Origin of the sequence: Rhizobium sp. NZLR8 (assembly GCF_019685025.1) — a bacterium.
Taxonomy (GTDB): Bacteria; Pseudomonadota; Alphaproteobacteria; order Rhizobiales; family Rhizobiaceae; genus Rhizobium.
On record NZ_JABDVY010000008.1, the window covers coordinates 213,314 to 239,652 of the forward strand.

A 26,339-nucleotide genomic window follows, 5' to 3' on the forward strand; every position below is an offset into this window, starting at 1 on the left:
CGATTCATCGGGTTGACCGGATGCGAGGTGTCATTCAGGCACGCTATTCCACCGGCATGCCTTGCCTCGATCAGCTGCCTATGGCCATCGAATGAACCCGCTATGCGCTGGCATTGCGATAAGACAGCAATCACGCGCCTTGTGTGCGGAGATAGATCCGACCGGCTTTTGGCATCGCTCATTCGAGTAAAAGATCAGGTTGCCATCAGGACAAACGTTCTGATCATTCAACTCCCTCACATGGCCACGTAGCCTTTGCTTCTCACAATAATAGAACAATGAAGCGGACGCATTGAGCCGAATCAATAGGGTCATGGCGAGCGCTAACGACAGGATCGCGTCAAAAGCCCCAAGGAAGAACAATAGAGGCTACGCGATCCTACACCGGTTCCTCATCCAAAGATGGTAGTATTACGCCATCGGTCGAGAAGAACGACGGTCCCAAGGGCCAATGCGTCTCAAAGGGCGGAGGAGACCATCATGTCCATCAAGATGGAGGCACCGCATGTCGTTGCCGAAACCAGTGCCGCCGCCGCGATTGTGGTGGGTCAAGCATGGTCCTTGACGCCGCAACTGCCACACCCCGAGCCGGTGGGCGCTTTGACCGAAGAAGAAGACGGGCTGCGGATGGATTGGATCCGGCAACTCCACGAAGACATGCCGGATGCGGTGTTTTTCATCAGCCATCTCCACGAAATTTCAGCTTGCAACAGGGCTGCGGTCGCATTGTTCGGCTACGAAGAGCGCGAGTTGATTGGCCGCAAGATCGATTTTGTCTGGCGTGCGACACCGAATGTTCAACTCAAGGGACGATGGGGAGACCGCGGCGCAGTGCGTGCCGGCTTGGCGATCACCAAGAGCGGAGCCCAATTCCCGACTGCCTTGACCATCGTCAGAAAGCACGGCGAAAAAGGCTTCTTCACCGCGGCGATTTTCGAGGACTATCAAACCGAGAGCGAGACTTTGCTGCAAGTTCAGGAGCTTCAGCACGAGGTTGCCCGCCTTGCAAGAGTGATTGAATTGGGAGAGATGGCATCCACCCTTGCGCATGAACTTTCCCAGCCACTGTCGTCCATCGCAGCTTATTCCCAAGGCTGCGGCCGCCTCGCCACGGATGGCCCCCGGCGCGACGAAGAACTCCGTGAAGCACTGTTGGAAATCACACAGAATGCGCTCTGGGCAGGTAGTCTTGTCCAGAACATAAGAGAATTCGCCGTGCGCGGCACCTCCGAGCGGAAACCGCAGGAGATGCACGAACTGATCCATCGGGCGATAAGACTCGCGCTTATGGGGTCGCGGCGAAAAGACCTTCATACGAACTTCCAACTCAAGGCAGCGCGGGACGTCGTTCTCGCAGACAGCGTTCAGGTGGTGCAAGTGCTCACAAACCTCCTCCGCAACGCTTTGGAGGCGACGGAGTGTGCCGAGCAGCCCTCTATCGGGATCCGGACGACAGTAGAGAACTTCTCGTCTCTCGTCGTTGAAGTGTCCGACAACGGCTGTGGGATTGCAGCCGAGATGGAAGAGACGTTGTTTCGCCCCTTCGTGAGCGGCAAGCCACATGGCCTCGGTATGGGCCTGGCATTGTGCAAGCGCATTGTTGAAGCGCATGGGGGCCGCATAAGCGCACACAAAGGAAGAGAGAGCGGTTCGATCTTCTCGTTCTCAATTCCGCTGGTGGAGACCAAGACAGATGGCGAACGACCTTACGATCCATCTCGTCGATGACGAGGAGTCGTTGAGACGATCGTTGACATTTTTGCTGGTGTCGGCAGGTTTTGCCGTGCGGGCGCACAGCTGCGCAAACGCGTTTCTGGAGCTTCTGCCCCTTTCGGGTAGAAGCTGCCTGATCACGGACCTGCGCATGCCCGATGTCGACGGCATCGAATTGCTTCAGCGCCTGCATCGGCTGAGTGCGGACGTTCCGGCAATCGTCATTACCGGCCAGGGCGATGTCGGTGCAGCCGTTAACGCGATGAAGGCGGGGGCATCGGATTTCCTGGAAAAACCTCTCAGGGAGGAAGCGCTGATCGCGGCCATCAACCTGGCAATGGGTCAAAGGCGGCAAAGTCACACAATCGTCGATTCCGAGAGCGTCGCGGCGCGTGTTCGTCAGCTCACAGATCGCGAACATCAGGTTCTGACCGGCGTGCTCGACGGCTTGCAGAACAAGATGATCGCCTATCATCTGGGTATCAGCTCGCGTACGGTGGAAGTCCATCGCGCCAACGTGATGGCCAAGATGGGCGCCCGCAATCTGGCGGAACTCATGCGCATGGCCATGACCGTTGACGCGGTTGCGCAGTCGACTGAAACCGGACCGACCTCACCGGTCTGGCCAGCCTACGCTCGATAGGCCAAAACTAACCTTTGCAACTGCAATCTACTCAGCTATGGTGCTTTAGAAGACGCTTATAAATGCGTGATCAAGTCGTGGGGGCGATCATGAGAAACGCAGCAAAGGTCAATCTATTCAGCACGCTTACACCGACCGCTGAGGAAATCTGCAAGCAAGTTCAGCGAATTCTCGGAAGCGAAGAATTTCACGCGCCGAAACGTGGGCGAAATTTCCTGGAGTTTGTTGTCAACGAAACGCTCGCTGGACGAGCAAGCTTCCTGAAGGCATTTACTATTGCAAATGTGGTTTTTGGTCGGGAAGCCTCATTTGACCCGCAGAATGACCCGGTCGTACGCATAGAGGCTGGCCGGATACGAAAAGCCCTGGAACGCTATTATCTCGTCGCAGGCCACGCGGACGCGGTCGTCATAACGGTGCCTAAGGGCGGATACGTGCCGCATTTCGAATATACCCGGGACGCGTCGGTACCGGCGCCACCTCGGAGCGACCCGGAAAACGCGCCTGCCGCAGACCTGGCGGATCAACGACATCCGCTTCAGGAGGGGCAGCCTCCGGCGCTGCCGACCGCTCGCGGCGTCGCAACCGGACTTCTGGCCGTATTCGTGCTTCTTTTCCTCGCGCTTGCCTCGGGACTTTTGGTTGCGCGACATGCCCAGACCAGTTCTCCGCCGTCAGCTGCCTCCATGCCGACGGTCGCTGTCGAGTTTTTTGCAACGAGCAGCTCCGTTGACTCCAGTTTGGATATCGCCCGCGGCCTGAGGGACGACATTATTGGCCAGCTCGCCCAACGCGATGACATCGTCGTCGTCGCCGATCCGTCAAGAAATGATCATACCGCTGTTGCTGACTACGCGCTTCAAGGCAACATCCAGATGGACGGACGCAAGCTGCGCTCGGTTGCAAGGCTGGTGCGCCAAGCAGACGGGGCGGTCATTTGGGCCAGTAATTTCGATGCCGATCTTCGCGCTCAAAACAAGCTCGGCATTCAAACAAGTGTCGCCCGGCAAATCGTCGGCGCCATAGCGCAGCCCCATGGCGCCATCTTTCAGGCCGACACAAGTGTGCTCGCCACGCCAATGGAGAAGGGCAACCGGGATGCCTATGTCTGTACCTTGGCCTATCAGAGTTATGTCCAGACGATGACCGCTCAAAGTCATAGCGCTGCACGCGAATGCTTGTGGCAGGCAACCCGGCGAACGCCTGATAGCGCTACATCCTGGGCGCTCTTGTCCATGGTCTACCTTGACGAAATCAGATTTCGCTACAAGCTCGGGACATCGCCCTCTGTCGAATCTCTCGAACTTGCAACCGTTTCGGCCGAACGGGCCGCTTCGCTCGCGCCGCACGATCCCCAGGTGCTGCGGGCAAGTATGCTGGTGAACTTCTTCAGGGGGGATATCGACAAGGCACTGGCGGCCGGGACTGCAGCCTATGCTGCAAATCCGAACGATGTGGAGGTTGCGGGCGAATACGGCCTGCGACTGGCGATGTCCGGAAAATGGCAATCAGGCTGCGAGTTGATATCAGTCGCAATCGACAAAAATGTCGGCCCCCAAGGCTATTACCAAGGCGGCATGGCGCTCTGCGCATTTATGCGGGGCGATATGGAAGCCGCGGAACGGTGGTCTCGAAAATCCGATCTCGACTGCAGCCCGATGCGTCACCTCGTATTGCTATCCATTCTTGGAGCCGCTGGGAAGATGGATGAAGCCAAGCTGGAACAGGATTGGCTCCATGTCAATGCGCCCGCATTGATGACGAACATCCGCCAGGAGATTTCCCTACGCCTTAAGCGCCCGGAAGATCAGGAGCGGTTTTTTGACGGGCTGCGCGCCGCTGGCGTGGCCGTCAACCTCCCATCGTAAAAATAGCGCGTCGCCCCAAAATCCGATCACCCGAGAAGACGACGGTAAAGACTCAAAATGCGACGGCTATGGCTCGGAGCCCGAACGGCCCAGCTTGCGGCTGGTTGAAATCTCCTTCGTGATTTGAGCGGCAACCTCATCCTCGACATCGAGAATGGTTTGATCACTGAGGTCGCGATCATATTGATTTGCCCAGACGACCGTGCCATCGGCGCCGTTTATCAGGCGGACATGCAGACGTAGAGCCGCGCCGCCCTCGACAAGAGCACTTCCCTGCAAATTGAAGAGCGGGCCGATAGGCTCCATGCCGGATTGCCCGGGAGCGAGCACGACAAAGTCGTCCACCTTGACGAGCTTGGCGATGAGTTGATCGACCACTCCCTTCGCAAAGTCTGCTCCTTGCGCGGTAGCCCCGAGGGCTGCGAAGGGTTCGACGACAATCCTGGTCTTGCTGTTCAGCATTGACTGGGCAGGAGCTGGCAGCGTCCCCGCCGGCAAGAGGTAGGATGCGAGGGGACGGATGAGGGCGAGAACCGCCATAGCGCCCAACAGGGCCGGAATGCCGATCGGCAGGAGGAGATCTCGATAGGTCAGCGGTCGCTCGTGTCCGGGGGGATTTTCCTTTTTCTCGTAACTTGGCGCAGACACGTCGCCTGGCTTGGAGTCGTTTTCACCGCTCGAAAAGTGCGGAACATAGCCCCCCTTGGGAATGGTGATCCGAATCGGGTCGCTGCCTCCGGAAACGAGATAGTATCGTTCGATTGCGCGACGGATACGCCCCGCCTCGATACGGACAACAGGATCGTTCTGCGCGTCGAAGGAGGCATCGCGTCCGAATACCGCCTGCGCAATCGTAGAGGCCTTGAGCTGCTCGCCGTGCCCATCGAGCGTCTCTTCTACGATATATTGGAGAAAGCGGCGCCCGCGTTCGGGAGCGAGGAATTCCGAACTTGCGAGCATACGATCAAGCTGAGCACGAATGCTTGCGGATTCTTGTCGTGCCTGGCTGTCCCCTCCCTCTTCCGGTGCCATTTAGACCTCCCGCGATACGGCTCTCCAGGGGCAATAGCTTATACACCAGTCCGTGATCGCCTGCTTCCGTAGCAATACGTAAGGGGTATCTCGAATACCGGGACATGCAACGATTGCTTATGCTGCAGCGTCGGATGGGGGGCGATGCACATGTTTCAGGCTCAGGCGATCGGAAAATACACGACGGTTCCCGACCACCGCCACAGGGCGGGTTCAGGGGCGGCAAAAGATCAGTCAATAAAATTCAGCGCCGACGAGACGATCTATAGCGAAGGCGAACACGTTATTGCGATCTACCAGGTCGAAGCAGGCGCAGTCCGGATATACCGCCTGACATCGAACGGCCAGCGGCACATCTTATCGTTCTGCGGCAAGGGCGAATGGTTCGGGCTCGAGATCGGAAATGTGCGAACCGATTTTGCAGAAGCCATCTGCGAAACTCGCATAAGACCGTTTCGTACCAATCAGGACGCAGTCGTTCCCATCGATCTTTTGCAGATTGCCCTGACGGGCCTTGCGAAGGCACAGCAAAAACAACTCATCATCAGCGAGCAAAGCGCGCTGAAGCGCCTTGCGGCCTTTGTTCAGGAGATGGTTGACCGTCATCCCGAGGATCCGGAATTCGATATCATGATGTGTCGCAGCGACATTGCCGACTATCTTGGCCTGACGGTTGAAACGGTTGCCCGCTCTTTCACGAAGCTGCGGGAAAAACACATCCTTCGTCTCAACGGCAAATCGCAACGAATTGTCCGGCTTCTCGACCGCGATGCACTCATCGCCTTAACGATTTAGCGAAAGCGGCCATCGCCTAAAGCATGTCGCCCGGAAGTGTGCAGCGGTTCCGGGATAACGACATGCACAAAAACAAAGGCCTAAGGCGCGTCGGATGAATAAAGTTTGATGCGACGCGCTTTGGACCGCAACAAAGGGGATTGAACCATGACAGATGCGTCCCGCAAAAGACCGACCAAGGGATTTGTTGCAGGCTTGATCGGCGCGGCAGCGTTGTGGGCGGTTTCTCAAGTGACCGTCGCCCGCGCCGAGGACGATCCCTTCTCCCAGTTTCCGTTGGTCATCCATTGCAAGTACAATGAGACGTACCATGCGTTTTACATATCGCGGGTCTCCCATGACGGTGTGGCGACTTATGTGGCATCTGATCGGATCGCCGGCACGATCACGCTTGATGGAAAGGCTAAGGCGATCGGTGGGGCGGGAGGCGGCAGCTGTGTCGGCAAGACATTGGTGGAGCTTCGCGCATCGCAACAAGCTTATGATTTGAAACCTTAGAGATGCCGAAAGTGTGAGCGGTTTTCGGACGAAATCATGCTTTAACCGATTAATTTAGAACAGGATTCAGACTATGGGCTGGCCGGCTTGAAGTCATCCTGCTCCAGCGCGTCTCATCGGCTTTGCCGGCAGGCTCACTTAGCCGGCGTCGCCGCGTTTGCCTGCTGCGCGCGGATTGCTTGAGCGGCTGCCGCGGCGCCCTTTTCGTCTCCTCCGACCTGCACCGTCGGCTGCGCGAATGCGATCCCGTTGGCCAGGAACACCTCGCGAATTTTGGCATAGGCCTTGCGACGGATATACGTCTGCATACCCGGAACCGTAGTCATGGCGAAGCTCAACACGATGCCGTAGTCGCCGAACTGCTCGACGCCCTTCATTTTCAGCGGCTCGAGGAAGTTCGGCCCGAGTTCCGGATCTTCCACCAGTTCTGCTCCGATCTTCTTGGTCAGCTTGCGCGCCTTGTCTATATCGGTATCGAACCCGACGGTGATCCTGAACTTGTCGATCACCCAGTCCCGGCTCATGTTTTCGACAGCACCCAGTTCGCTGAACGGCACCGTGAACACTGGGCCGCGATGATGGCGCAGACGAACCGAGCGGAGGCTGAAGCTCTCCACCGTTCCCTTGTAATCCTTGGCCTGGATGTATTCGCCCACACGGAAAGCGTCGTCGAGCATGTAGAACACACCGTTAATGATGTCCTTCACCAAAGTCTGTGAGCCAAAACCGATGGCCACACCGAAGATGCCCGCTCCCGCGATCAACGGACCGATCTGTACACCCAATTGCGCCAGCACGATCAGTCCCGCCATGACCGCAACAGCGACGGCCAATGCGTTGCGAAAAATCGGAAGAAGCGTGCGGAACCGGGCACGTCGGGCCGCGTCCGCCGGCGCGAGCGATGTCGTGCCGGTCGATACGCGCAACGTTCGGTCGATCCAGCCCCGTGCCATCTGCCAGAGAAGGTCGGCAACCACGAGGATGAGAACGCTTTTCAGGCCGCCGTAAAAAAACGCGGCGATCATCGGATCGCGCTGACCCAGCGTGTCCGGATTGAGATGCCAGACAAGCGCCAGCCATCCCACGGCGAGGACGAGAACCGCGGCGCGTGCCCCTCGCGCGACCAAGATACCGTGCAGGCTACCGGGATCGCTGGTGAAGGATAGCGCCAGGCGACCGACGGCGTTCAGGATACCCGGCAACACCAGCGCGTAGATGCCGATCCAGAAGAGGCCCCTCATATTGAGACACCAGACGAGCCACAGGACGACGAGGTAGGCCGTTATCGCCACTTTCCAGGCGCGGCTTCCCTCCCAGATCGACCATGCTGCCTCGATCGCAAGCAGCAGTCCAACCACCGAGAAGCAGTAGCTGATAGCATAGCTGATCTCAGGGGAAACGCCGAGTGGCTCGCCGACGGCCGCGGTGGCGAGCGCAAAACAAATGAGCCCGGACAGGACCAACAGCCTCCTGCGCAGGGCGGAACCCATTGCCGCCACGGACAGGAGCGCGGCAGCCAATCGAAACAGGATAAACGCCGAGAGATAAGCAAGAAGCGTCACACGTGCGAGTGGCGGCCAGTCGATCGCGAAAAATACGATACCCATCGCTCCGGCGAAGATGCCGATCGGGATAAGCCGGCCAAGCAATGCCTCGCGGCGCGCGGCAAACCTGCGATACACCGCCTCGGCGGCGAGACCGAAAGCGACCAAGCCGCCGAATATCACGAAGACCGGCGCATAGCCCCTGCTGGCGGCTTCGCGCCTTGCTCTCGTCGCCGCCGCCGTCACTTCCGCCGGTATCGCAGGTATCGCCGAAAGGATCTGGTTCACCCGCAGCCGCGCCCCAGCCTCCCACTTAGCCAAGGCCGAATTGCCCGCCGGTGAAACGGGTGTCGCAAGCTCGCTCTGCTTGCGGCTATCGAGCCAGGCCTTTACGTCCGGATCCTGCAGCAGGCGAACGAGTTCGTCGATTTTCTGCTGCGGTTCCGCCAGTGGAGTCTGCGCCCATGCATTTAACGCGAAGAGAAAAACGGCGATGAAGGAAAGAAGCCATCTCAACCTGGAACTCCTCACTGCGTCAGCGTTTGTTGCTTCAGGTCGCCGTCGAGTGTCTCCTTAGCGGATCGTGGGGGTCTCTTCTGTATGACGGGCTGCTCGATGATCTCAATCGGTGCCGCGACCGCGGTAGCGGCAACGGTGCCGATATTGGTCACCGTTCCGCCGACGACGGCCGTAATGCCTTGGCCCAATGTGACCTTGGAATCGGTAAGGGTCTGGCCGGTCATGAGGCGCTGACCGATGAGTTGGACAATCTCGGGACTTTCGGCGAATTTGCCATGGTTGAGACTATCGTTGCTCTTCACCTTCGTCAGGTCGATGGCGGTGATGCCGGCTTTTTCCAGCTTCGAGCGGTAGGGCTCTTCGGCCGGATTGATCGCGCCGAGACGGGAGACGCGTCCCGTGATGAAGCTGGAGATCGCAAGCGCCTTGTCATCCTGAGAGACGAAGATCGTGAATTTTGGACGTGGCTCGCCCATCTCCACATATTGTTTGGCGAAGACCTGGATGTCGATGTCAGGCGAGGCCAGTATGACATTGTGGATCTTCGAATTGACGTGGCCGTCGCGTATCCCCATCTGCCGCAGAGATTCCATGGCAAGCCAAGTCCCCATCGAATGGGCCATGATGGTGATGTCCTTGACGTTGGGATCAGCTGCCAGCGTGCGCAGTGCCTGCTCCAGCGCCGTACGCGAATAGTTCGTACTTTCCTTGTCGTATTCGTAGGCGGTGATCTCCGCTCGCGACGGCCAGGTGAACAAGACCGGCGTCGCCTGCATCTTGCTATCGTGGACGATCTGCGCCAGCCGGAAAACCGAATCCTCATAGGTGTTGTTGAAGCCGTGAACGAAGACGAGCGCATGTCCGCCGTTCACATGCTGCCGGAACCAGACGCGGCCTTGTGCCACCGTGTCGATCTGCTGAACACTGGTCACGGCAAAGTCGGTGGCAGGATTCGGAGGAAGGCGCTTTGGCCACTGCACGGTGCCGACTTCGCGCTTTGCCGGGATAGAAATCGAGATCTGGGTCAGATGCGGTTTGGGACTGCGCTCGCCGTTGAAGAGCGTGGCCGGGCTTCCCGAAGGCTCGCGCGTGGTCGCGACCAGCATGTCGACCCTAGCTGTCGGGGGCATCGACGATGACGTTGAAACCGGTGTCATCACGCCGCCCGGATGCCCGCAACTCGTCAGAAGAAGAAAAAGAGCCACACCACATTTTGCCATGCACGCATCCACGCATCCTGCGATCGCTCAGGAGGAAGCTTTCCGAGCCCAAACACTAGCAGGCTGACCATGCCGACACCTGTAGCATCACGTAATATCTGTAGGTTTTCCGATGATCAGCCATGGTCTCAGCTTTCCGAATTGCCGGATCCCGACCGCAGATGCTTGCGCCTCTACCGAAGGGGACGGCGACCAATGAGAACTGCGCAATTGCCGGTCGCGATCGCTGGGATGGCCTTATCAGCGGGAACGAAATCCAGACGCCATGGTTAAGCCCTGGAGCGGCGCCTCGTCCCGGGAGCCGCGCGAGGAGATGTAGCCGAGGAGCATGTTGTGAATGTCCTGATGTTCAACAGAGTGAGAAACAGTCACGACGGTCCCGATGCCCCTTTCGTGACCACGGACGGTGATAATCGGAAGCTCTACAGGTTCGCTCTGCAATACGATATGGACGGCAAAAGCTGGGCGACTGAAATATGGGCCTATTCCTCTCAAGATGCCGAAGAGCGCGTGGCCGCGATGCGCCGATCGATGACGATGTGCGGCCAACTTTACGGCGAGGTGGAAGTTTAAAGCCCCGAGGTGCTTCGGCATCTCCGATCATGAGCAACGAAGATATTCGTCTGTCTCCAGCCCTTCGGCCGGCTGAAAGCGTCAATCTCGTGGAAAATCGGTCGATCGATCACAACGATGCGGTTTGTCCGGTATCGTACAGCAACGAAGAGCGCGCACACCGCTTTCCTTCTTATTACGGGAGGAAAAAATGAAGCGCTCGTTCCCAACAAGCTCAGCGTCGCATTGCAAAACAACGTCCGCCATTGAGTCGGAGATCGTCCAGTTGACGCCGGCGTTACGTGCATTTGCCCGGAGGTTCCTGCGCAGCGAGGACGACATCGATGATCTAGTGCAGGAAACGCTGCTGAAGGCATTGAACTCGCGACACCTCTATAAGCCCGACACCTCTCTCAAATCCTGGCTGTTCACAATCCTGCGAAACACATTTTGCACCAACTACCGCCGACAGAAACGCGAGCCGACCGCAATGGACGCGGCCATGGAACAAGTCGCGATTGCGCCCAGCCAGGAATGGGCGCTGCGGGAGCGGGAGCTGCAACGAGCACTCGTGCAACTTCCAGACGACAGGCGCCGGGCACTGATATTGGTGGCGACCGGAACGAGTTACGAGGACGCTGCAAGGCTGTGCGGTTGCCGGATCGGCACGTTGAAAAGCCGTGTAAGCCGGGCACGCGGGTCCTTGCTCTCGATGCTCGGAAACAACCTCATCGACTGATCGTCTTTGCGCCGGCAACAATTCCGCCGACAACATCGTCGGCTGGATCGTCGCGCCCCAGATCTATTCTCCCAAGACAGCGATGCCGGCCACCGGAATATCCGAGAAGGAAGCGCGTGACCTCGCGGCCTATCTCGATGCCGCGAGCAGTGATTGGCCGTTTCCTAAGCTCGTTAATAAGCGCATGATCATCGCTGGGAGAGAAGGACATTGAGATGGACAGAGGTATGGTGGAGAAACATCTGCAGCAGGCACGAGAGCATGTGGCGCTAGGAGGACAGCACATCGCTCGGCAGCGCGAGATCGTGGCTGAGATGACCGACCGCGGCTCCGACGCGAAAGAAGCGCAACGACTCCTGGTGATTTTTGAAGAGTCGCAGGTCATGCATGTTGCTCACCTTGATAGGCTTAAGGCCGAGTTGCTTGCCCTGCGATGAAAAGCATGGGCCCCGGTATAAGCTGGGTCGAACCGTTGCGGTAATTGTCGACGGATCAGCAGAGGATTTCGGTCCATAGCGGACCACGCGGCTACGCCTGTCGTGAGGTATCGATAGCAATTTGCAACGCTTCCAACAGCCGCGTCATATCGATGGGTTTGGCACAGCAGCCAATTAATTTGAACCGCGCCGGCAAAACAGAGGCGTCGTAGCCGGTCGTGAACACGAAGGGAACATGGAGTTCCAGAAGCCTGTCGGCAACCGGGTATACCGGCTCACCATGCAGGTTGACGTCCAAGACCGCTGCGTCAAGAACATCCGATACGGCCAGCAGCTCAATCGCATGTTCCAGAGATTGCGCCGGGCCAATGACGATGGCCCCTGCGTCAGCCAGCTCCAGGGATAGGTCTTCCGCCAGCATGAATTCGTCCTCGACCACAAGCACGCGGTATCCGACGAGCATCCGTTCAGCCATGACCATCATCCTCGACCAGGTTGCTGAGGGAAACAGGGATTGCGATCGTGCAATGGACTCCATCCTTACCAAGAACATAGGACGTCTTCGCATCGAGCTGGTAGGGCAGCGCACGTTCGATCAGTTCACGACCTTGGCCGCCCCCTTGCGGTCCGGAATCGGCGGGCGACATCTTCACCCGGCTCTCCCGCCAATCGACATGCAGCCATGGCTTGCCGCTTTCGCCTTGTTGCTCGACACGCCAAACGATCGCCAGATGCGCCTGCGGTTGGCTAAGCGCTCCGTATTTGGCGGCATTGGTGCCAAGCTCGTGCATCGCCAATGCCATCGTCTGGACAGTCGTCGAGCGAAGCCTGACACCTTCCGGACCTTGCAAGGTAACCCGGCTCGTCTCGCCTTCCGGCACACCGTGGGCTGCCAGTTCGGAGCGGATGAGCTGATCGAAGGTGATACGATCCCCCTCCTGTAGCCGCGACAAGAAGCCCTGCACCCGCGCCAGCACATCCAGCCGGTCGCGGAACTTCTTGTGGAAATCCGCCAGATCGGTGCTGGTACGCATGGTCTTGTCGGCTATCGACCGGACGACGGCCATGAGGTTGCGCGTGCGGTGCTGAAGCTCGGCGACGAGGACTTTCATACGGTCGGCAGAGGCCTTTTCATCGGTGATATCGCGGCCGATACCACCGATCTGCGTGAAATTTCCTTCCTCTCCGAAAAGCGGGAACTCGGCGTTACGCAACCATCGGATTTCGTGGTCAGAGGCGCGCCTGATGCGGTACTCGTATTCCGCACGCTCGCCGTTTCGCACGCGACGAATCTCGGAGAGCGCCTGTTCCCGGTCTTCAGGGATGATCAACTCCGCCCAGCTGCGGAAATTGTTGTCCGTCACGGCCTGCTGGCGCTCGACACCATAGATGGTCTCGAAAGCCGGCGCGAGGTAGTTCCATTGCAGCGTCTCCGCGTCGCGGATCCACAACACGTCGGAAGAGGCTTCGCCAAACAGGCGGAACTGCTCCTCCTCCTGCCACAAAGCTGCCTGTGCTTGTTTCCGTGCCGAGATGTCGATGCAGAACTCAGCGATCGTGCCGTCGCCAAGATCGCGCCCGGCAAACAACATCCAGCGACGCGCACCATCGGCTAAGAAATACTCCTTTTCATATGGCCCCATGCGGCCAGTCTCTTTCAAAGCTGCCATCTGGGCTTCGGTCTCGGCAATGTGCTCCTCCGGGGTCAGCCGGCGCCAGTGCAGCTCTGCGCGCTCCATTTGTGACCGACTGTACCCGGACATCTTCAAGAACACTTCATTCGCGTCGAAGATGACACCGTCCTCATTTAGAAAAACCACGCCGACCGCATCTGTCTCCAGAACGCGCTGCAGGCGTTCCTCGCTGCGTCGAAGCGCCATCTCCGCCTCGTAGGTCCCCGTCAGATCTGTGAAGGTGACGACAGCTCCGCTGATATAATTATCGACGCTGCGATACGGCAGCGCGCGCGCGGCGTAATGCCGGTTGTCCGTGGGGTCGCTGACCTTCCGGTCCACGGGCATCAGCGTTCTGAGGACAAGTCGAACATCGTCCAGCAGTTCCGGATAAGCCACGCGCGATACGACATGATCCAGCGGTCGCCCGACATCCGTGTCAAGCAGATGGAATATTTCGGTTGCCGCCGGCGTGAAGCTTCTGACGCGCAGATCGTTGTCGAGGAAAACAGTAGCGATCTGGGTCGCCTCGAGCAGGTTCTTCAAGTCCGAATTCGCGCGGTCAAGTTCGGTGACACGATGGGCCAGTTCGCCGTTGACGGTCTGCAGTTCCTCGTTGACAGATTGCAGTTCTTCCTTCGAGGTTTCCATCTCCTCGTTGGCAGACTGCAGCTCTTCGTTGATCGACTGATATTCTTCGTTGGACGATTTGAGCTCTTCGTTTGTGGATTCGAGTTCCTCGATGGTCGCCTGAAGCCGGTCGCGCGTAAGGCGCAAATCAGTCTCGAGACGCTGGACGTGCTCTTCGCTCGTCAGCCGTCCTCCGTCGGGCGCCGTCCCCTCAGCCACCTGCCCTGCGTCTTGAAACAGCACCATCAGCGAGGTGACGTCGCCGCTGCCGAGAGGTTCGACGATTATATTGACGGCGTAGGTGCGATCGTCCTGGCGCAACAGCACCCTCGGAACTTCGACCTTGACGGCTTCCGTCGTAGCACGCTGCAAGGCGGAGCGCATATCGAGCCGAAGATCGCGATGAGCAAGGCTCAGGAGGTTGAGTGTCGCCATTCCCGATGCCGGTTCGAGATAGCGGCCTGTGCGTCCTGAGAAGTGGAGAACATCATAGTGCGAATCGACGACCACATAGGCTGGGGCGAAGCGCTCTGCTACGACCTCTGCTTGCCGGCTGATGGTTACCGACAGCCGGCCGGTCTGCAGCATGGGAGCTGGTGCCGAGAACGGATGGTCGGGGCTGCGCGGACGTGGACTGAGCGGGAAGTCCGGAATGATCCGGGTTGCCGTTTCCAGCCTTCGAAACAGGCGGTTTTTGCGGTCGACGGGTGCAAAAAGCTTGGCGTGGCGTGTAACATTCTCCGAGGAACCCAAAAACAGAATGCCGCTCGGCCTAAGCGCAAAGTGGAATATCGGCATGACCCTGTTTTGTAATTCGTTGTCGAGATAGATCAGCAGGTTTCTACAAGACAGGATGTCGATGCGGGAAAATGGTGCATCCTTGACGATGTTGTGAGGAGAGAAGATGCACATCTCCCGCAATTCCTTGACGACACAATAGGTATCGCCTTCTCGCACGAACCAGCGAGCGAGCCGCTCTGGCTGGACCTGGGATGTTATCGCAGCGGAATAGCGCCCGGCGCGCGCAATTCCCAGTGCGCGGGCGTCGAGATCCGTCGCGAATATCTGCACTTCCGGGGGATAATCCATGGTGGCCACATGTTCGCGCAGCAGCATTGCGATTGAGTAGGCTTCTTCGCCGGTGGCGCAACCCAGCACCCAGACGCGCACCTGGTCGGTCGGCTCCTTGCCCTCGAACAGCCTCGGAATCTCGCGCTCAAGGGCATCGAACTCGCTCGGATCCCTAAAAAACTGCGTGACGCCGATCAGCAGGTCCTGAAAGAGGTTCTGTACCTCCTCACGGCTAGCGCGCAATCGCTCGATGTAGGTGTCGATGCTGACGATCTGCAGCACCTGCATGCGCCGTTGGACGCGCCGCGTGAATGTCCCGCGCTTGTATCCGTGGAAGTCATGGCTGGTGACATTGCGAAGAACGGTGGCAATCTGGGTAATCTGCGCCTCGATGGCGCCGGACGCTTCCTCGTCCAGACCAGCCTCTTCTTCCTCGATAACATTGCTCGCATAAAGCGCGATCTGCGTTGCGATGCTCTGGGCCGGCAGACGCAGGTCCGCGATCGCCACTGCTCCTCTGCCTTCCTCGAGAGATCCACTTTCTCCATCGCTTATCTCCACGATCGAGAGGCCGCCAAACTTCTTGGTTGCCGCGACCCCAGCCGTGCCGTCATTGTCAAGCCCGCTCAGGATCACAGCAATCGCGCGCTCGTGGGCATGTTCCGCCAGCGAGATCAGCATGGTATCGACCGTGCCACGATGTCCGACGGGTTCAGAGGCCGGCCGGACGCGGATATGACCGTCTTCGAGGGTCATCATGTCGTCGGAGCCACCGATATAGATATGGTCATGAAGGATCCGCTCTCCATCGGCTGCGACCGTCACCGCCAGTCGCTCCTGCCTCCCCAGCGTTTCGAGCACGGTCGCGGCGCTAAGACCCTCCTGCTGGTAAACTGCCACAAGGTAGGATGCGCCGAGGCCCATGCCAATCTCGGAGAATATCTGCTCGAGCGAGCGAAGCGACTGCGCTGAAACCGCGATACCGACGATCACGAGCGGTTGTTCGTGCTGAACCCGTTCAGGTGCGCTTGCCTGTTGCACCATATCTTCCTGTTCGTCGTACGCCATCATCGATCCATGTCTCTGTTCCACCGACTTAAAACGTTCGGCTCGGCACAAAGATACACCTTTATCAGAAGTCTTGAAAACGTGCCGCGCGGCCGAGGCGCGAAGACGTCAAGGCAGCGTCGCGCAGGGTCGCGGAATAGCGCCGATATTCTGCAGCTCTTGCCTCATAGAGTTCAGCGACGGTGGTCCGGCCGGTATCACGCGCGTCCCGAGCCATGCGCTCAACGAGGGTCACCCGCTCCTCCATGACCCGCATCGCAATCCTGATCGCCTCGTCCAGCTCATCGATGTGCCCCGCCAGCGCGTCAGCGGTATAGGCGTGGCCGATCTGACACCGAAACCGCAACGGCCGGGAACCGCGAACCTCCGAAAGCACGCCATGGCAATCCGGGCAAGTCATAGCGATTGGTGACGCGATTTTGCGAAGTTCGGCGCTGCCAGTTTGTCCACCCGCCGCGATTTCGACTTCGAGCCGCAACTCGTCGGACGGCAGATCAAGTTTCGGCCCCGCTTCGCTTCCCGCGATGTCGGTAAGAAGCCTGCCGAGGTCAGCTGCCGAGGCCACATGATCGACCTCTACGGCTTCAAGCGCCGCCAGCGGCATCTGATCCGCCACCGCATCGAGAGGGTGCTGCACCACGGCCGTGCCGCCATTGGATTTGATCGCATGAAGCCCTGCCGCGCCGTCATTGAGCATCCCGGTCAGGACGAGCCCCACCACGCGTGGTCCGAATGACAGGGCAGCAGAGCGAAACATCGGATCAATCGAGGGCCGGGCCATGTTTTCCCGTGGGCCGGCCCCGAACATGATCGTTTCGCCCATGAGCAGAAGGTGGCGGTCGGGTGCAGCGAGATAGACGTGTCCGCGCTCGATCGGCTGGCCGTCAACCGCCTGCGTCACCGGAAGCTTGGATCTCGCCGCTAGCATCTCCGGCAAAAAACCGGGTGAGTTTGAAGGAATGTGGGTACTGAGGAAGACGGTTGCCGGAAGGTCAGCAGGTAGATCAGCGACCAGGGTCTTGAGCACAGCTCCACTCCCCGTCGAACCGCCGATAGCAATGATATCCTTGGTCGCGCTTGATGACATGACCTTTGACCTTTCAAGATCATGCTCAACAGTCGGCGAGGCCTCATGGTTCCGCGTCGTACGCAGACAGGCCTAATTGTTCTTCCACATGGCAGCTCAATCGCGAAACCCTGCACCTGCGGCCGGGCTGTCGGTAGATGGGTCGACCGCGCGTCTCAGCAGATTCAAGACAGCTCCATACGGCGAGACGATCAGTTAAGCTTTTCGAACCCGCCGGGTGGACCAAAGAGTGCGACGGCGATCTGCTCGAGTTCAGTTGGTTTTTCGCAGAGCGCAAACCCCTTGTACTTTACTGGGATGTGGGAGGGGTCGTAGCCGGTAGCAAAGACGAAGTTGATGTCACGCGCCTCCAATTCATCGGCGACGGCAAATACAAGCTCGTCACCAAGGTAGACGTCGAGGATCGCTGCGTCGATGTGTTCCCGGTCGATAAGTTCGAGGGCGCGGCCAACGTTTGACGTCGGACCTACCACGATTGCCCCAAGATCCTCCAGCGTCCGGCGAGTCTCGTCAGCCAGAAAATATTCGTCTTCAACGATCAGGATGCGCTTTCCCGAAAAGAGTCTCGTTTGATTGCTATTTTCCACCGGGCACCTTTCCAACGAGGCGGGATTCGAAGAGCAGATAGATGCGTCCTGCGAACACAAGGAATTGGTTCATGATCTGGCTCCTTCGCCTGTCAAACTATAACTTGAGGCAAAAGTTGCGCCCCACGGCAGGTTTAAACGCTGCGACGAGGTGCTCACCGCTCATAGGAATATAGGCTTTATTTTCGTCCTTAAAGTTTTCGGGATTGAAAAGCGGGGATATGATTGGCCGAGTTCATCGAAATGTTCTCGGCGCCGCGCAATGAGAAACCCATCAGGCGCTCGTATTCCGCCTCGGGGATGCCGTAAGAACCATGGGCCTTCAGAACAAGCCCGTCCCGATCGACGACGATGACCTTTCCTCGTACGGATCTGATGAGCTTTTCGCCTTCCAGAACGTGGAGCGCGCCCGTCACTCCGGAACGCCGGACGCCGAGCATGAAAGACATATATTGATGGGTCAGATTCAGCACTTGGCTGTCGGCGCGATCATTGAGCATGAGCAGCCAGCGCGCCAGCCTCTGCTCTATGGAATATCGGCCATTAGCCAAGGCCGTATAGCTGATCTGGATTCCGAGCGACCGCGAAAATGACGATGAAAGAGATCGCAACTGCGGCGCCTTCTGCGTGAGACGAAGAAAGCTGTCGACATCGATGCGCTGGGCAGTTCCCTCGATCTGCACCATCATAGCGTAAGGCGTGCGCCAATCGCCTTCCAACAATCCGGTACCGGTAACGCCTTCACGCCCGATCAGACCGGCCTCTACTTGTGCGCCATCGAGGGACAAGGCGATCAGCGATACAATCCCGGCTTCGACGAAGGAGACTGCCGTTATCTCTCCAAACTGCCGTTCAAGGATCTCGCCTTGAACCAGCCGAATCGATTTCAGATGCGGCTGGATGACATCACTTTCACGGGACGAAAGCGCGGAAAGAATGAGATTTTTGTGGTCGCCCGATGCCTTCTCCGCCGGGCCTCGGCAGTTGGAAAGGGCTTCGAAAATCGCGCTCTTGTCCAGCGGCTTTTCCACGAAGATCCGATCCGCAAATCGCGGAGGAACGACGTCCCGGCTGTAGCCGGTTGCAAAGAAAAAGGGGATATTGCGCTTCGATAGCTCATCGGCGACAGGGAACACCATCGTTCCACTAAGATTGATGTCCAAGACCGCAACGTCAATTTGGGAACCGTCGTCAATATAATTCAGGGCTTGCTGGACGTTGGGTGCAGGCCCGATGATCTTCATTCCGGCTTCTGACAGCTTGGACGCGAGGTCGCTCGCAAGGACGTAGTCGTCCTCAACGACCAGGGCCACCCGCGCGGGCTTGTTGAAAGCCGTATTCATGCCGCTTGCCTCCTAACGTCATGTTCTGCTGCAGGCGAAAACGTTTGGGTTATCGACCTGTTCCAAATCGACCCCAAAGCGCCATTCCCAACATCGCGATCGACGGTGGCGCCACAGGACGCGAAGATCGTTCGGGTTGGAACTCCGGTTTCCAATAACCATTATCGCGAGGGATGGGTGTCGGGCCGCGCCGGCACCTCGTCCATCAACGCTGCGTTCGTCGCAGGGCCATGCGATCGGCAACCAGATGCGCAGCCGCGGCGAAGGCCGCATCTTGCCGACGGGCTCGATCGCCGGTCTCATGCCCGGCTCCGCCGTCTATAACGGCACCAAGGCCTTCATCAACAGTTTCTCTTTTGCCTTGCGCGAAGAACTGAAGGGATCCGGCGCGACCGTCAGCTGCCTCATGCCGGGCGCGACGGAGACCGAGTTCTTCAAGCGGGCCGATCTCATGGGTACTGCGATCGGCCAGGCGAAGAAGGATGACGCGGATGACGATGCGCGGATGCCAACGTCGCGCGGCAAGCATTCTGTCCCATCAGCATTCGGTTCGGGCACGAAATAAGAGCAAGTTTCTGGGGCGGCGCTGCGATCCGGTCCCGCGTCGCCATCCGTCCAGCAATTTAGTCGCGCTCGACGAATTTGTTGAATCGGCTGATCATCCCGTCCTTGGTCTTGTCCTGGTAGAGAAAAGCCAGCTTGTTCTGGTCGAAGATCTTGAAGAATTCATCCCAACCGATCCCGTCGAATTCCTCTTCTTTTTCTCCGAAATCGATGCGCAGCACGCCGCCTTTACCGCCGGCGCGGATAACCGCCGGCTTACCGTCCCTTTTCTCCGCCCATTTCTGGATCGCCTTGTGGTCCGTCGTCGTCTCGGAACTGCTCATTGCTGCCTCCATCTGTTGTTTTGTATTCGGCATATGATCGTCGGGTCGTCACAGCAGCGGTTGCCTTTGCTTCCAGTCGCGATATGGCGCGAGCAGTTCGCCGGGATAGCGCCGCTCGATCTCGCTTTCGGTCAAAACAATCCGGGGAAGGATCTCTTGCGCCGCATCGTCCCCGGCAGCTTCGCTGGCGCTTTCCAGCTCGCTCATGGTCATAAACACCTCGTCGTCGGTCATCACCTCAAGGCGGGAGGCAAGGTCGTCGACCGGTTCGTTGATGAGTGGGTTCGTGGACACTGACGCCTCATCGGAACGGAATTTCCTAGTTTGCATAGGCCTGTCGAACTTCGCTCTTCACACTAAGTTCCCCACATGGACCGAGCAGCGCATCGGAATGACGAGGCTCTCCCGTTGTTTCCATTCTTCTGCCCGGCCGAGAAGCTTGCCCCTAGCCACAACGCCGACAGTGGAGCTGATCCATGGATATGACGCAAATCCGAGACCGCATGGTGGAGCACCAGCTGACGCGTCGCGGCATTCGCGATCGAAGCGTCACCGAGGCGATGCGCACGGTGCCGCGCGAAAAATTCGTTGCTCCAGGTTTCGAGGAATTCGCCTATGAGGATGCGCCGCTGTCGATCGGCGAGGGCCAGACGATTTCGCAGCCCTTCATCGTGGCACTGATGCTCGAAAAGGCCAGTCTGGATGCCGGCGACAAGGTGCTCGAGGTCGGAACGGGCTCCGGCTACGCTTCAGCCCTCATGAGCCGAATAGCAAGGCAGGTCTATTCCATCGAGCGCCATGAAAGGCTGGCGCTTCTGGCCAGGGAACGGTTCGAACAGCTCGGATACCACAATATTGACGTTCGCGTCGGTGATGGCAGCAAGGGCTGGCCGGAAGCCGCCCCATTCGATGCCATTATCGTTTCTGCGGCAGCACCCGAGGTGCCGTCCGCCTTGAAGGAGCAGTTGGACCTCGGAGGGCGGCTTATCATCCCGGTCGGCCGCAGCGAAGAGCAGCGCTTGAGACGCATCATGCGCACCGGGGCCGCCCAGTTCGAGGAGGAAGATCTCGGCGGGGTGGTCTTCGTTCCCCTGATCGGCGAAGACGCCTGGACTGCTGCACATCCGAGGTACACGGCGACGGTCCCGGTATCGCCGGGAACTCTTGCGTCCGGCCCCGGTTCTCTGCGAAACGCACAGGGAGAGGGCATGGGAGAGATAAGCAAATCGCCGGCGCTACCCGAAGGCATGCTCGACCATACCGAGTTCCAGCAACGATTCTGGGCAGTTCAACGTATTTCGTGGATCGTGTTCACGCTTCTTCTGGTGATCTGCTTGCTGCTTTACTTGGAACAGGCGGCCCTCGGGACGATTTCAACAAGCAATATCACTCGGACAAGGAAGCCGCCGCCCACGAAGACGCCGCCGATCTCTTCAAGCGCTAATGCGACGAAGGGGACAATCCCAAGCTGAAGGCATGGGCCGCAAGCACACCTGGATGGGGAATGATCAAATGCCGTAGAAACGACGAGGCCGACGACGCACTGCCCCTCCCACCCTGGGGCATTGCTCGAGGAAATCATCCCGGCAACGGCAAAGACCAAGGTGGAAATCGCCCATCTGCTAGATCCTCAGAAGGACAGGTCGAGCGCCCTGCCCTCGAACAGACGGTCGCGGGAGCCTTCGAGATGCGCCTTCATCAGCCTTTGCGCATCGTCAGCCCGGCCATCGGCGATCGCTTTGTAGATGGCGTTATGCTCTTCATAGACCTGTTCCAGCCCTTGGCGAGGGCCAAGCAGGGAGAGGCCGTGGAGATGCATGCCGACGGCGATATGCGCCTTCAGCGCGTCGATCGAAGCGGTATAATAATGATTGTTGGCAGCCTCAGTTACCGCGCGATGGAAGATGAAATCGGCATCGGTGCGGTGCAACTGATGGCTGGTCGCCTCGCGCAGATCCGCAAGGGCGCCGGCGATTTTCTGGATCGCCGATTCATTGCGGCGCTTGGCGGCGAAATAGGCGGCGGCCGGCTCGATGGTCAGGCGGAATTCGTAGCAGCGCTGAATATCGGCGATCGTCTTGACCGGCGAATAGGCAAGCTGCGTCGTCGGCGACCCATGGGCGCTGACGAAGGTGCCAGCGCCCTGCCGGGCATAGACCATGCCCTGATCGCGCAGGCGGGCCAGCGCATCGCGGACGATCGGCCTGGAAACACCGAGCATCGAGGCAAGCTCATGTTCGCCGGGAAGGCGTGAATCCGGTGGATAGTTTCCGCCGCGGATACGCTCGAGCAGCTGGTCGAAGACGCGATCGACCAGCTTGACGGCCTTGCCGCGTTCGGGCTTGCCCGGCGGGCCGGCTTCCGCGTTCAAAGATTCGCCATTCACTTCAGCCACGTCATTCTCCCCGGCGGTATCTTATGCCGCCTGATTCCAAAGAACCAGTTTTAACAAACTATCCGGATTGCCGAAGCCTCCCGACTTCACGGCGCACCGAAATTGCCGCCCGTCAGCGGCCGTGATATCAAACCAAGGGATCCCAGCCTCGATCTCGCCCTTTGGCGCCAAGACTCTCACCCCAAGTGCCTGGAAAACGGCAAGCGCCGTATCGCCGCCGCCGACCATCAGCATCTCAGGCCTGGTGTCGTCGATGGCCAATCTGACGCCTGCCGCAAAGCGGCGGGCGACGAGTGCTGCATCGGCCTCCATCTCGCCGGTGCAGCGCAGCAGCGCCGGCAGCGCCAGGCCCTCGCCGCATTCGATCTTGCCCATCGGCGCATCCGCCAGCACGCGCAAGGCGCCCGAAGCTTCGAGCCGGTTCATCTGGACTGAGGTGATCGGATCGCGCGAGCCAAAGGCAAACAGCGTGCGCGGGGTTGCCGTAAATTCCGTCATCGGCCGCCGCCCCGTTTCGCCGAGCCGGCGGGCAAATGCCGCACCGAGACCACGCGCACCGACGCCGAGCGTCGTCAGCCAGTCATGACCCTCGACGATCTGATCGAGATCGCTCTCATCCTCGGCATCGGCAACGACAACATCGCCCGCACTGCCCGCAAAAAGCATGGCGATCGGCAGCGGCGTGTTGACGCCGCGGCCGACGACACATCCGCGGTAAGTCACGCGCTCCTGATCGGGGATGGCGGGCGCCACGAGGATGGTCTTCAGGCCGAGCGCCTTTTTCAGCGCCAGGCTTTCCGCAGCGACATTGCCCTTCAGCCGGGAGTCGATCTTCTTCATAACAACGGAAGGTTTGATGTCACGAATGACCTCGGCGGCCGATCGGACCCTTTCGGCAGCTTCACGCTCGCTAAGAGCGCGAGAGGCGGTGTTGATGACCAGGACATCGCAGCCGGTGGCGATCGCAGCCTGTGCCGCCTCGACATCGATGGCGACCGCAACCGAAAGGCCGGCCGCGACGAAGGGCGTGCCGGTATCGAGCGCACCCGTCAGATCGTCGGCAATGATCGCAGCCTGCAGCGTCATGCGATTTGCTCGGTATTGACGGCGTGGCAGGCAACGAGATGGCCGGGCCTGGCCTCCTCCCAGGCGGGAATAACTTTGCTGCAGACATCCATCGCGATCGGGCAGCGCGTGTGGAAACGGCAGCCGGAAGGCGGGTTCAGCGGGCTCGGCACGTCGCCCTGCAGGATCTGGCGCTGGCGGGTGCGCTCATGCTCCGGATCGGTCTCCGGAACGGCCGACAGCAGCGCCCTGGTATAGGGATGCAGCGGATTGTCGAACAGTTCCTCGCGGCTGGCAAGCTCGGCGAGCCGCCCCAGATACATGACGCCGACGCGGGTGCTGATATGGCGCACCACCGCCAGATCGTGGGCAATGAACAGATAGGTCAGCCGGTATTTCTCCTGCAGATCGAGCAGCAGGTTGATGATCTGCGCCTGGATCGACACGTCGAGCGCCGAGATCGCCTCGTCGCAGACGATGAATTTCGGCTGGCAGGCAAGCGCGCGGGCAATGACGACACGCTGACGCTGGCCGCCGGAAAGCTCATGCGGGTAACGCTGGGCAAACCGCGTGGGCAGGCCGACATCGGTGAGCAGCGTCGCCACTTTCTCTTTCAGCTCGGCCTTGGTGCAGAGTTTGTGGAAGAGGATCGGCTCGCCGATCGCCTCGCCCACCGTCATACGCGGATTGAGCGTCGAATAGGGATCCTGGAAGACGATCTGCAGGTCGCGGCGGAAGGGCCGCATCTGCTTTTCATCGAGCGTCGCGAGGTCCTGGCCCTTGTAAACGACCTTGCCGCTGGTCGCCTTGTAGAGGTTGAGGATGGTGAATCCGGTCGTCGACTTGCCGCAGCCGGATTCGCCGACGAGGCTCAGCGTCTCGCCTTCCATGATATCGAGATTGACGTTGTCGAGCGCATAGACCGTCGCCGAGCGTTCGCCGAAGGCGCCGAGCTTGACGTGGAAATGCTTGACCAGGTTTTCGACCTTGAGCAGTGGTTGAGCATCCATTACGCGGCCTCCTGCATTCTCTGGACGACGAAACAGGCGGCGCGATGATTGCTGCTGCCGCTTAAGCGTTCAAGCTGCGGCACCTTTTCGTGGCAGATCGTCTCGGCGAGCGGACAGCGCGGCGCAAACGGGCAGCCCTTCGGCCGGCGGCCGGGCTCCGGCGGCGTGCCGCCGATCGAACTCAGCCGGCTTGCCGGCGGGTCGGACAGTTTCGGGATCGAGGAGAGCAGGCCGCGGGTATAGGGATGGCTCGGGCGGGCATAGAGCTCGTCGACCGGCGCATCCTCGACGACCGTGCCTGCATAGAGCACGGCGACGCGGTCGACCAAGCCGGCGATCAGCGCCAGATCATGGGTGATCCAGACGACCGACATGCCGAGCTTGGCGCGCAGGTCCTTCACCAGATCGACGATCTGAGCCTGGATGGTGACGTCGAGCGCCGTCGTCGGCTCATCGGCGATCAGAAGCTTGGGATTGCAGGCAAGGCCGATCGCGATCATCACGCGCTGGCGCATGCCACCGGAAAGCTCGTGCGGAAAGGCCTGCAGGCGCTCTTCCGGGCCGGGAATGCCGACGAGGCGCAGAAGCTCGACGGCGCGGGCGCGGGCCGCAGCCTTTTTCATCCCGCGGTGATACATCAGCGGCTCGCAAATCTGGTCGCCGACGCGCATGACGGGATTAAGCGACGTCATCGGATCCTGGAAGACAAAGCCGATATCGCCGCCGCGCACCTTGCGCAGCTCGCGATTCGACATCGTCTGCAGATCGCGGCCGTCGAAGGTGGCCGTTCCCTTGGTGACCTTGATCTTGTTCGGCAGGAGCCGCATCAGGCTCAGCATGGTGAGGCTCTTGCCGCAACCGGATTCGCCGACAACGCCGAGCGTCTCGCCCTTGTCGACATGGAGATCGATGCCGTCGACGACGACGGCCGGGCCATTGCGGCCGTCGATCTCGACGGTGAGGTTCCTGACATCGAGCAGGCGTTCGGTGTTTTTGGTGTCGATCATTTGCTGCCCCGCGGATTGAGCGCGTCGTTGAGACCGTCGCCGAGGAAGCTGAAAGCAACCGAGGCAAGGCCGAGCACGGCCGCCGGAGCGGCAAGGAGATGCGGATAATGCTGCCAGACGCGAAGGCCGTCCGAGATCATGTTGCCCCAGCTCGGCGTCGGCGGATTGACGCCGACACCGAGGAAGCTGAAGGCGCTTTCCAGCACCATCGCCGTGCCGAGGCCGGCGCTGACCGAGACGATCAGCGGTCCAAGCGCATTCGGCACGACGTAACGCTTGATGATGACCCAGTTCGAAAGGCCGAGTGCCTGGGCTGCGGTGATATAGGGTCGGCTGCGAATCGACAGAACCTGGGCGCGCACCAGACGGGCATAGGGCGGCCAGGAGATCAACGCCATCGAGCCGAAGACGAGGATGAAATCCACCCATATCGTCTGGCGATAGAAGGGATTGAAGGTCTCGAGGTAACGCGCCTCCATCCATCGGGTGATCGGCGATTTCAGCGATGCGTTGATGACGACGACGAGCAGCAGGTTGGGAACCGACATTGTCACGTCGGTCAGCCACATGATGGCGCGGTCGAAGGGATTGCCGAAGAAACCGGCCACCGCGCCGAGCGTGAGGCCGATCAGCACCGCAAAGAAGGTGACGATGACGGCAACGAGGAAAGCGGTCCGCGTGCCGAAGACCACCCGGCTGAAGACATCGCGGCCGAGATCGTCGGTTCCAAAAAGATGGCTCATCGACGGCAGCGCGTTACGTGCGTTGAGATCCTGGCTCAGATAGTCATAGGGCGTCAGGTAAGGCCCGAAGATCGCTGTGAAGGCGAGGATCAGGACGATAACCAGGCCGAAGACGGCGAGCTTGTTGCGCTTCAGCCGATACCAGGCGTCGCGCCACAGGCTGACCGGCTGTTCCTCGACGGTTTCGGTGGTGGATAGAGGGATTGCGGACAT

General features: G+C 59.4%; 23 protein-coding genes and 4 pseudogenes. 12 read left to right on the forward strand and 15 right to left on the reverse strand.

Translation table 11 applies throughout. From position 1 onward, the window contains the following. Nucleotides 1-480: 480 nt before the first annotated feature. The 3 genes from HJB89_RS19285 to HJB89_RS19295 all read left to right on the forward strand — a co-directional run bounded on the left by HJB89_RS19285 (nt 481) and on the right by HJB89_RS19295 (nt 4,224). A complete protein-coding gene (locus HJB89_RS19285) occupies nt 481-1,728 on the forward strand; it encodes a sensor histidine kinase (protein WP_207585786.1) in 1,248 nt (415 codons plus the stop codon). After that, nucleotides 1,694-2,356: a response regulator transcription factor gene (locus tag HJB89_RS19290; protein WP_207585787.1), complete on the forward strand. Its 663-nt coding sequence runs from the start codon at nt 1,694-1,696 to the stop codon at nt 2,354-2,356. Before HJB89_RS19285 ends, HJB89_RS19290 begins: the two co-directional genes overlap by 35 nt. A 62-nt stretch (nt 2,357-2,418) precedes the next feature. Then, nucleotides 2,419-4,224, forward strand: a complete 1,806-nt coding sequence (locus HJB89_RS19295; RefSeq protein WP_207585788.1) for a hypothetical protein — start codon at nt 2,419-2,421, stop codon at nt 4,222-4,224. A gap of 66 nt (nt 4,225-4,290) precedes the next feature. Here the strand turns inward: HJB89_RS19295 and HJB89_RS19300 are convergent, their stop codons facing one another. Beyond that, entirely contained in the window at nt 4,291-5,256 is a 966-nt protein-coding gene (locus HJB89_RS19300; protein WP_221131127.1) for a hypothetical protein, read from the reverse strand. A 150-nt stretch (nt 5,257-5,406) separates the two neighbouring features. Here HJB89_RS19300 and HJB89_RS19305 point away from each other — a divergent pair, with 150 nt between their 5' ends. Continuing rightward, a complete protein-coding gene (locus tag HJB89_RS19305) occupies nt 5,407-6,051 on the forward strand; it encodes a helix-turn-helix domain-containing protein (RefSeq protein ID WP_207585790.1) in 645 nt (214 codons plus the stop codon). Between the two features lie 147 nt (nt 6,052-6,198). Further along, the gene (locus HJB89_RS19310; protein ID WP_221150407.1) at nt 6,199-6,549 is read left to right on the forward strand and encodes a hypothetical protein; all 351 of its coding nucleotides are present in this window, start codon (nt 6,199-6,201) and stop codon (nt 6,547-6,549) included. 134 nt (nt 6,550-6,683) lie between these two features. Here HJB89_RS19310 and HJB89_RS19315 read toward each other — a convergent pair whose 3' ends face one another. Both HJB89_RS19315 and HJB89_RS19320 read right to left on the reverse strand, forming a co-directional pair. Then, nucleotides 6,684-8,609: a mechanosensitive ion channel family protein gene (locus tag HJB89_RS19315; protein ID WP_207585792.1), complete on the reverse strand. Its 1,926-nt coding sequence runs from the start codon at nt 8,607-8,609 to the stop codon at nt 6,684-6,686. An 11-nt stretch (nt 8,610-8,620) separates the two neighbouring features. Beyond that, on the reverse strand, nt 8,621-9,832 hold the full coding sequence (locus tag HJB89_RS19320; RefSeq protein ID WP_207585793.1) for an alpha/beta hydrolase: 1,212 nt from the start codon (nt 9,830-9,832) through the stop codon (nt 8,621-8,623). Between the two features lie 333 nt (nt 9,833-10,165). Here HJB89_RS19320 and HJB89_RS19325 point away from each other — a divergent pair, with 333 nt between their 5' ends. The 4 genes and pseudogenes from HJB89_RS19325 to HJB89_RS19335 all read left to right on the forward strand — a co-directional run bounded on the left by HJB89_RS19325 (nt 10,166) and on the right by HJB89_RS19335 (nt 11,560). Next, nucleotides 10,166-10,405, forward strand: coding sequence for a hypothetical protein (locus tag HJB89_RS19325; RefSeq protein ID WP_246762910.1), 240 nt, complete (start codon nt 10,166-10,168; stop codon nt 10,403-10,405). 190 nt (nt 10,406-10,595) lie between these two features. Beyond that, nucleotides 10,596-11,123, forward strand: a complete 528-nt coding sequence (locus tag HJB89_RS19330; protein ID WP_207585794.1) for a sigma-70 family RNA polymerase sigma factor — start codon at nt 10,596-10,598, stop codon at nt 11,121-11,123. A gap of 16 nt (nt 11,124-11,139) precedes the next feature. Beyond that, nucleotides 11,140-11,265, forward strand: a pseudogene (locus HJB89_RS33785) (cytochrome C); the annotation flags it as partial. 73 nt (nt 11,266-11,338) lie between these two features. Further along, nucleotides 11,339-11,560, forward strand: a complete 222-nt coding sequence (locus HJB89_RS19335) for a hypothetical protein (RefSeq protein WP_221116248.1) — start codon at nt 11,339-11,341, stop codon at nt 11,558-11,560. A gap of 91 nt (nt 11,561-11,651) precedes the next feature. On the opposite strand, the gene HJB89_RS19340 is transcribed toward HJB89_RS19335, so the two are convergent. The 5 genes from HJB89_RS19340 to HJB89_RS19360 all read right to left on the reverse strand — a co-directional run bounded on the left by HJB89_RS19340 (nt 11,652) and on the right by HJB89_RS19360 (nt 19,019). After that, entirely contained in the window at nt 11,652-12,035 is a 384-nt protein-coding gene (locus tag HJB89_RS19340; RefSeq protein WP_207585796.1) for a response regulator, read from the reverse strand. Continuing rightward, nucleotides 12,028-16,002, reverse strand: coding sequence for a CheR family methyltransferase (locus HJB89_RS19345; protein ID WP_221150408.1), 3,975 nt, complete (start codon nt 16,000-16,002; stop codon nt 12,028-12,030). The genes HJB89_RS19340 and HJB89_RS19345 overlap by 8 nt, the downstream gene beginning before the upstream one ends. A gap of 64 nt (nt 16,003-16,066) precedes the next feature. Beyond that, nucleotides 16,067-17,089: a chemotaxis protein CheB gene (locus HJB89_RS19350; RefSeq protein WP_221150409.1), complete on the reverse strand. Its 1,023-nt coding sequence runs from the start codon at nt 17,087-17,089 to the stop codon at nt 16,067-16,069. 191 nt (nt 17,090-17,280) lie between these two features. Next, nucleotides 17,281-17,676 (reverse strand): response regulator, encoded by a 396-nt coding sequence (locus tag HJB89_RS19355; protein ID WP_221150410.1) that lies wholly within the window; start codon nt 17,674-17,676, stop codon nt 17,281-17,283. 191 nt (nt 17,677-17,867) lie between these two features. Next, nucleotides 17,868-19,019 (reverse strand): helix-turn-helix domain-containing protein, encoded by a 1,152-nt coding sequence (locus HJB89_RS19360; RefSeq protein WP_207585800.1) that lies wholly within the window; start codon nt 19,017-19,019, stop codon nt 17,868-17,870. 229 nt (nt 19,020-19,248) lie between these two features. Here HJB89_RS19360 and HJB89_RS19365 point away from each other — a divergent pair. Then, nucleotides 19,249-19,527 (forward strand): annotated as a pseudogene (locus tag HJB89_RS19365) (SDR family NAD(P)-dependent oxidoreductase); the annotation flags it as partial. A 115-nt stretch (nt 19,528-19,642) separates the two neighbouring features. Here HJB89_RS19365 and HJB89_RS19370 read toward each other — a convergent pair. After that, nucleotides 19,643-19,906, reverse strand: coding sequence for a hypothetical protein (locus HJB89_RS19370; protein WP_207585801.1), 264 nt, complete (start codon nt 19,904-19,906; stop codon nt 19,643-19,645). Nucleotides 19,907-19,954: 48 nt separating this feature from the next. Next, a complete protein-coding gene (locus tag HJB89_RS19375) occupies nt 19,955-20,200 on the reverse strand; it encodes a hypothetical protein (RefSeq protein ID WP_221116245.1) in 246 nt (81 codons plus the stop codon). Nucleotides 20,201-20,382: 182 nt separating this feature from the next. Between HJB89_RS19375 and HJB89_RS19380 the strand changes: the two are divergent. Together HJB89_RS19380 and HJB89_RS33620 are read left to right on the forward strand one after the other, a co-directional pair. Beyond that, nucleotides 20,383-21,269: pseudogene (locus HJB89_RS19380) on the forward strand (protein-L-isoaspartate(D-aspartate) O-methyltransferase); the annotation flags it as partial. Between the two features lie 3 nt (nt 21,270-21,272). Then, nucleotides 21,273-21,347, forward strand: a pseudogene (locus HJB89_RS33620) (DUF305 domain-containing protein); the annotation flags it as partial. Between the two features lie 189 nt (nt 21,348-21,536). Here the strand turns inward: HJB89_RS33620 and HJB89_RS19385 are convergent. From HJB89_RS19385 to HJB89_RS19405, 5 genes are read right to left on the reverse strand one after another with little or no spacing between them, the layout of a single operon-like run. After that, nucleotides 21,537-22,301: a FadR/GntR family transcriptional regulator gene (locus tag HJB89_RS19385; protein ID WP_221116244.1), complete on the reverse strand. Its 765-nt coding sequence runs from the start codon at nt 22,299-22,301 to the stop codon at nt 21,537-21,539. Between the two features lie 21 nt (nt 22,302-22,322). Beyond that, entirely contained in the window at nt 22,323-23,387 is a 1,065-nt protein-coding gene (locus tag HJB89_RS19390) for a four-carbon acid sugar kinase family protein (protein WP_207585804.1), read from the reverse strand. After that, complete coding sequence (locus HJB89_RS19395; protein ID WP_207585805.1) at nt 23,384-24,376, reverse strand: ABC transporter ATP-binding protein; 993 nt, start codon at nt 24,374-24,376, stop codon at nt 23,384-23,386. Before HJB89_RS19395 ends, HJB89_RS19390 begins: the two co-directional genes overlap by 4 nt. Then, entirely contained in the window at nt 24,376-25,383 is a 1,008-nt protein-coding gene (locus HJB89_RS19400) for an ABC transporter ATP-binding protein (protein ID WP_207585806.1), read from the reverse strand. The genes HJB89_RS19395 and HJB89_RS19400 overlap by 1 nt, the downstream gene beginning before the upstream one ends. Then, entirely contained in the window at nt 25,380-26,339 is a 960-nt protein-coding gene (locus HJB89_RS19405) for an ABC transporter permease (protein WP_207585807.1), read from the reverse strand. The genes HJB89_RS19400 and HJB89_RS19405 overlap by 4 nt, the downstream gene beginning before the upstream one ends.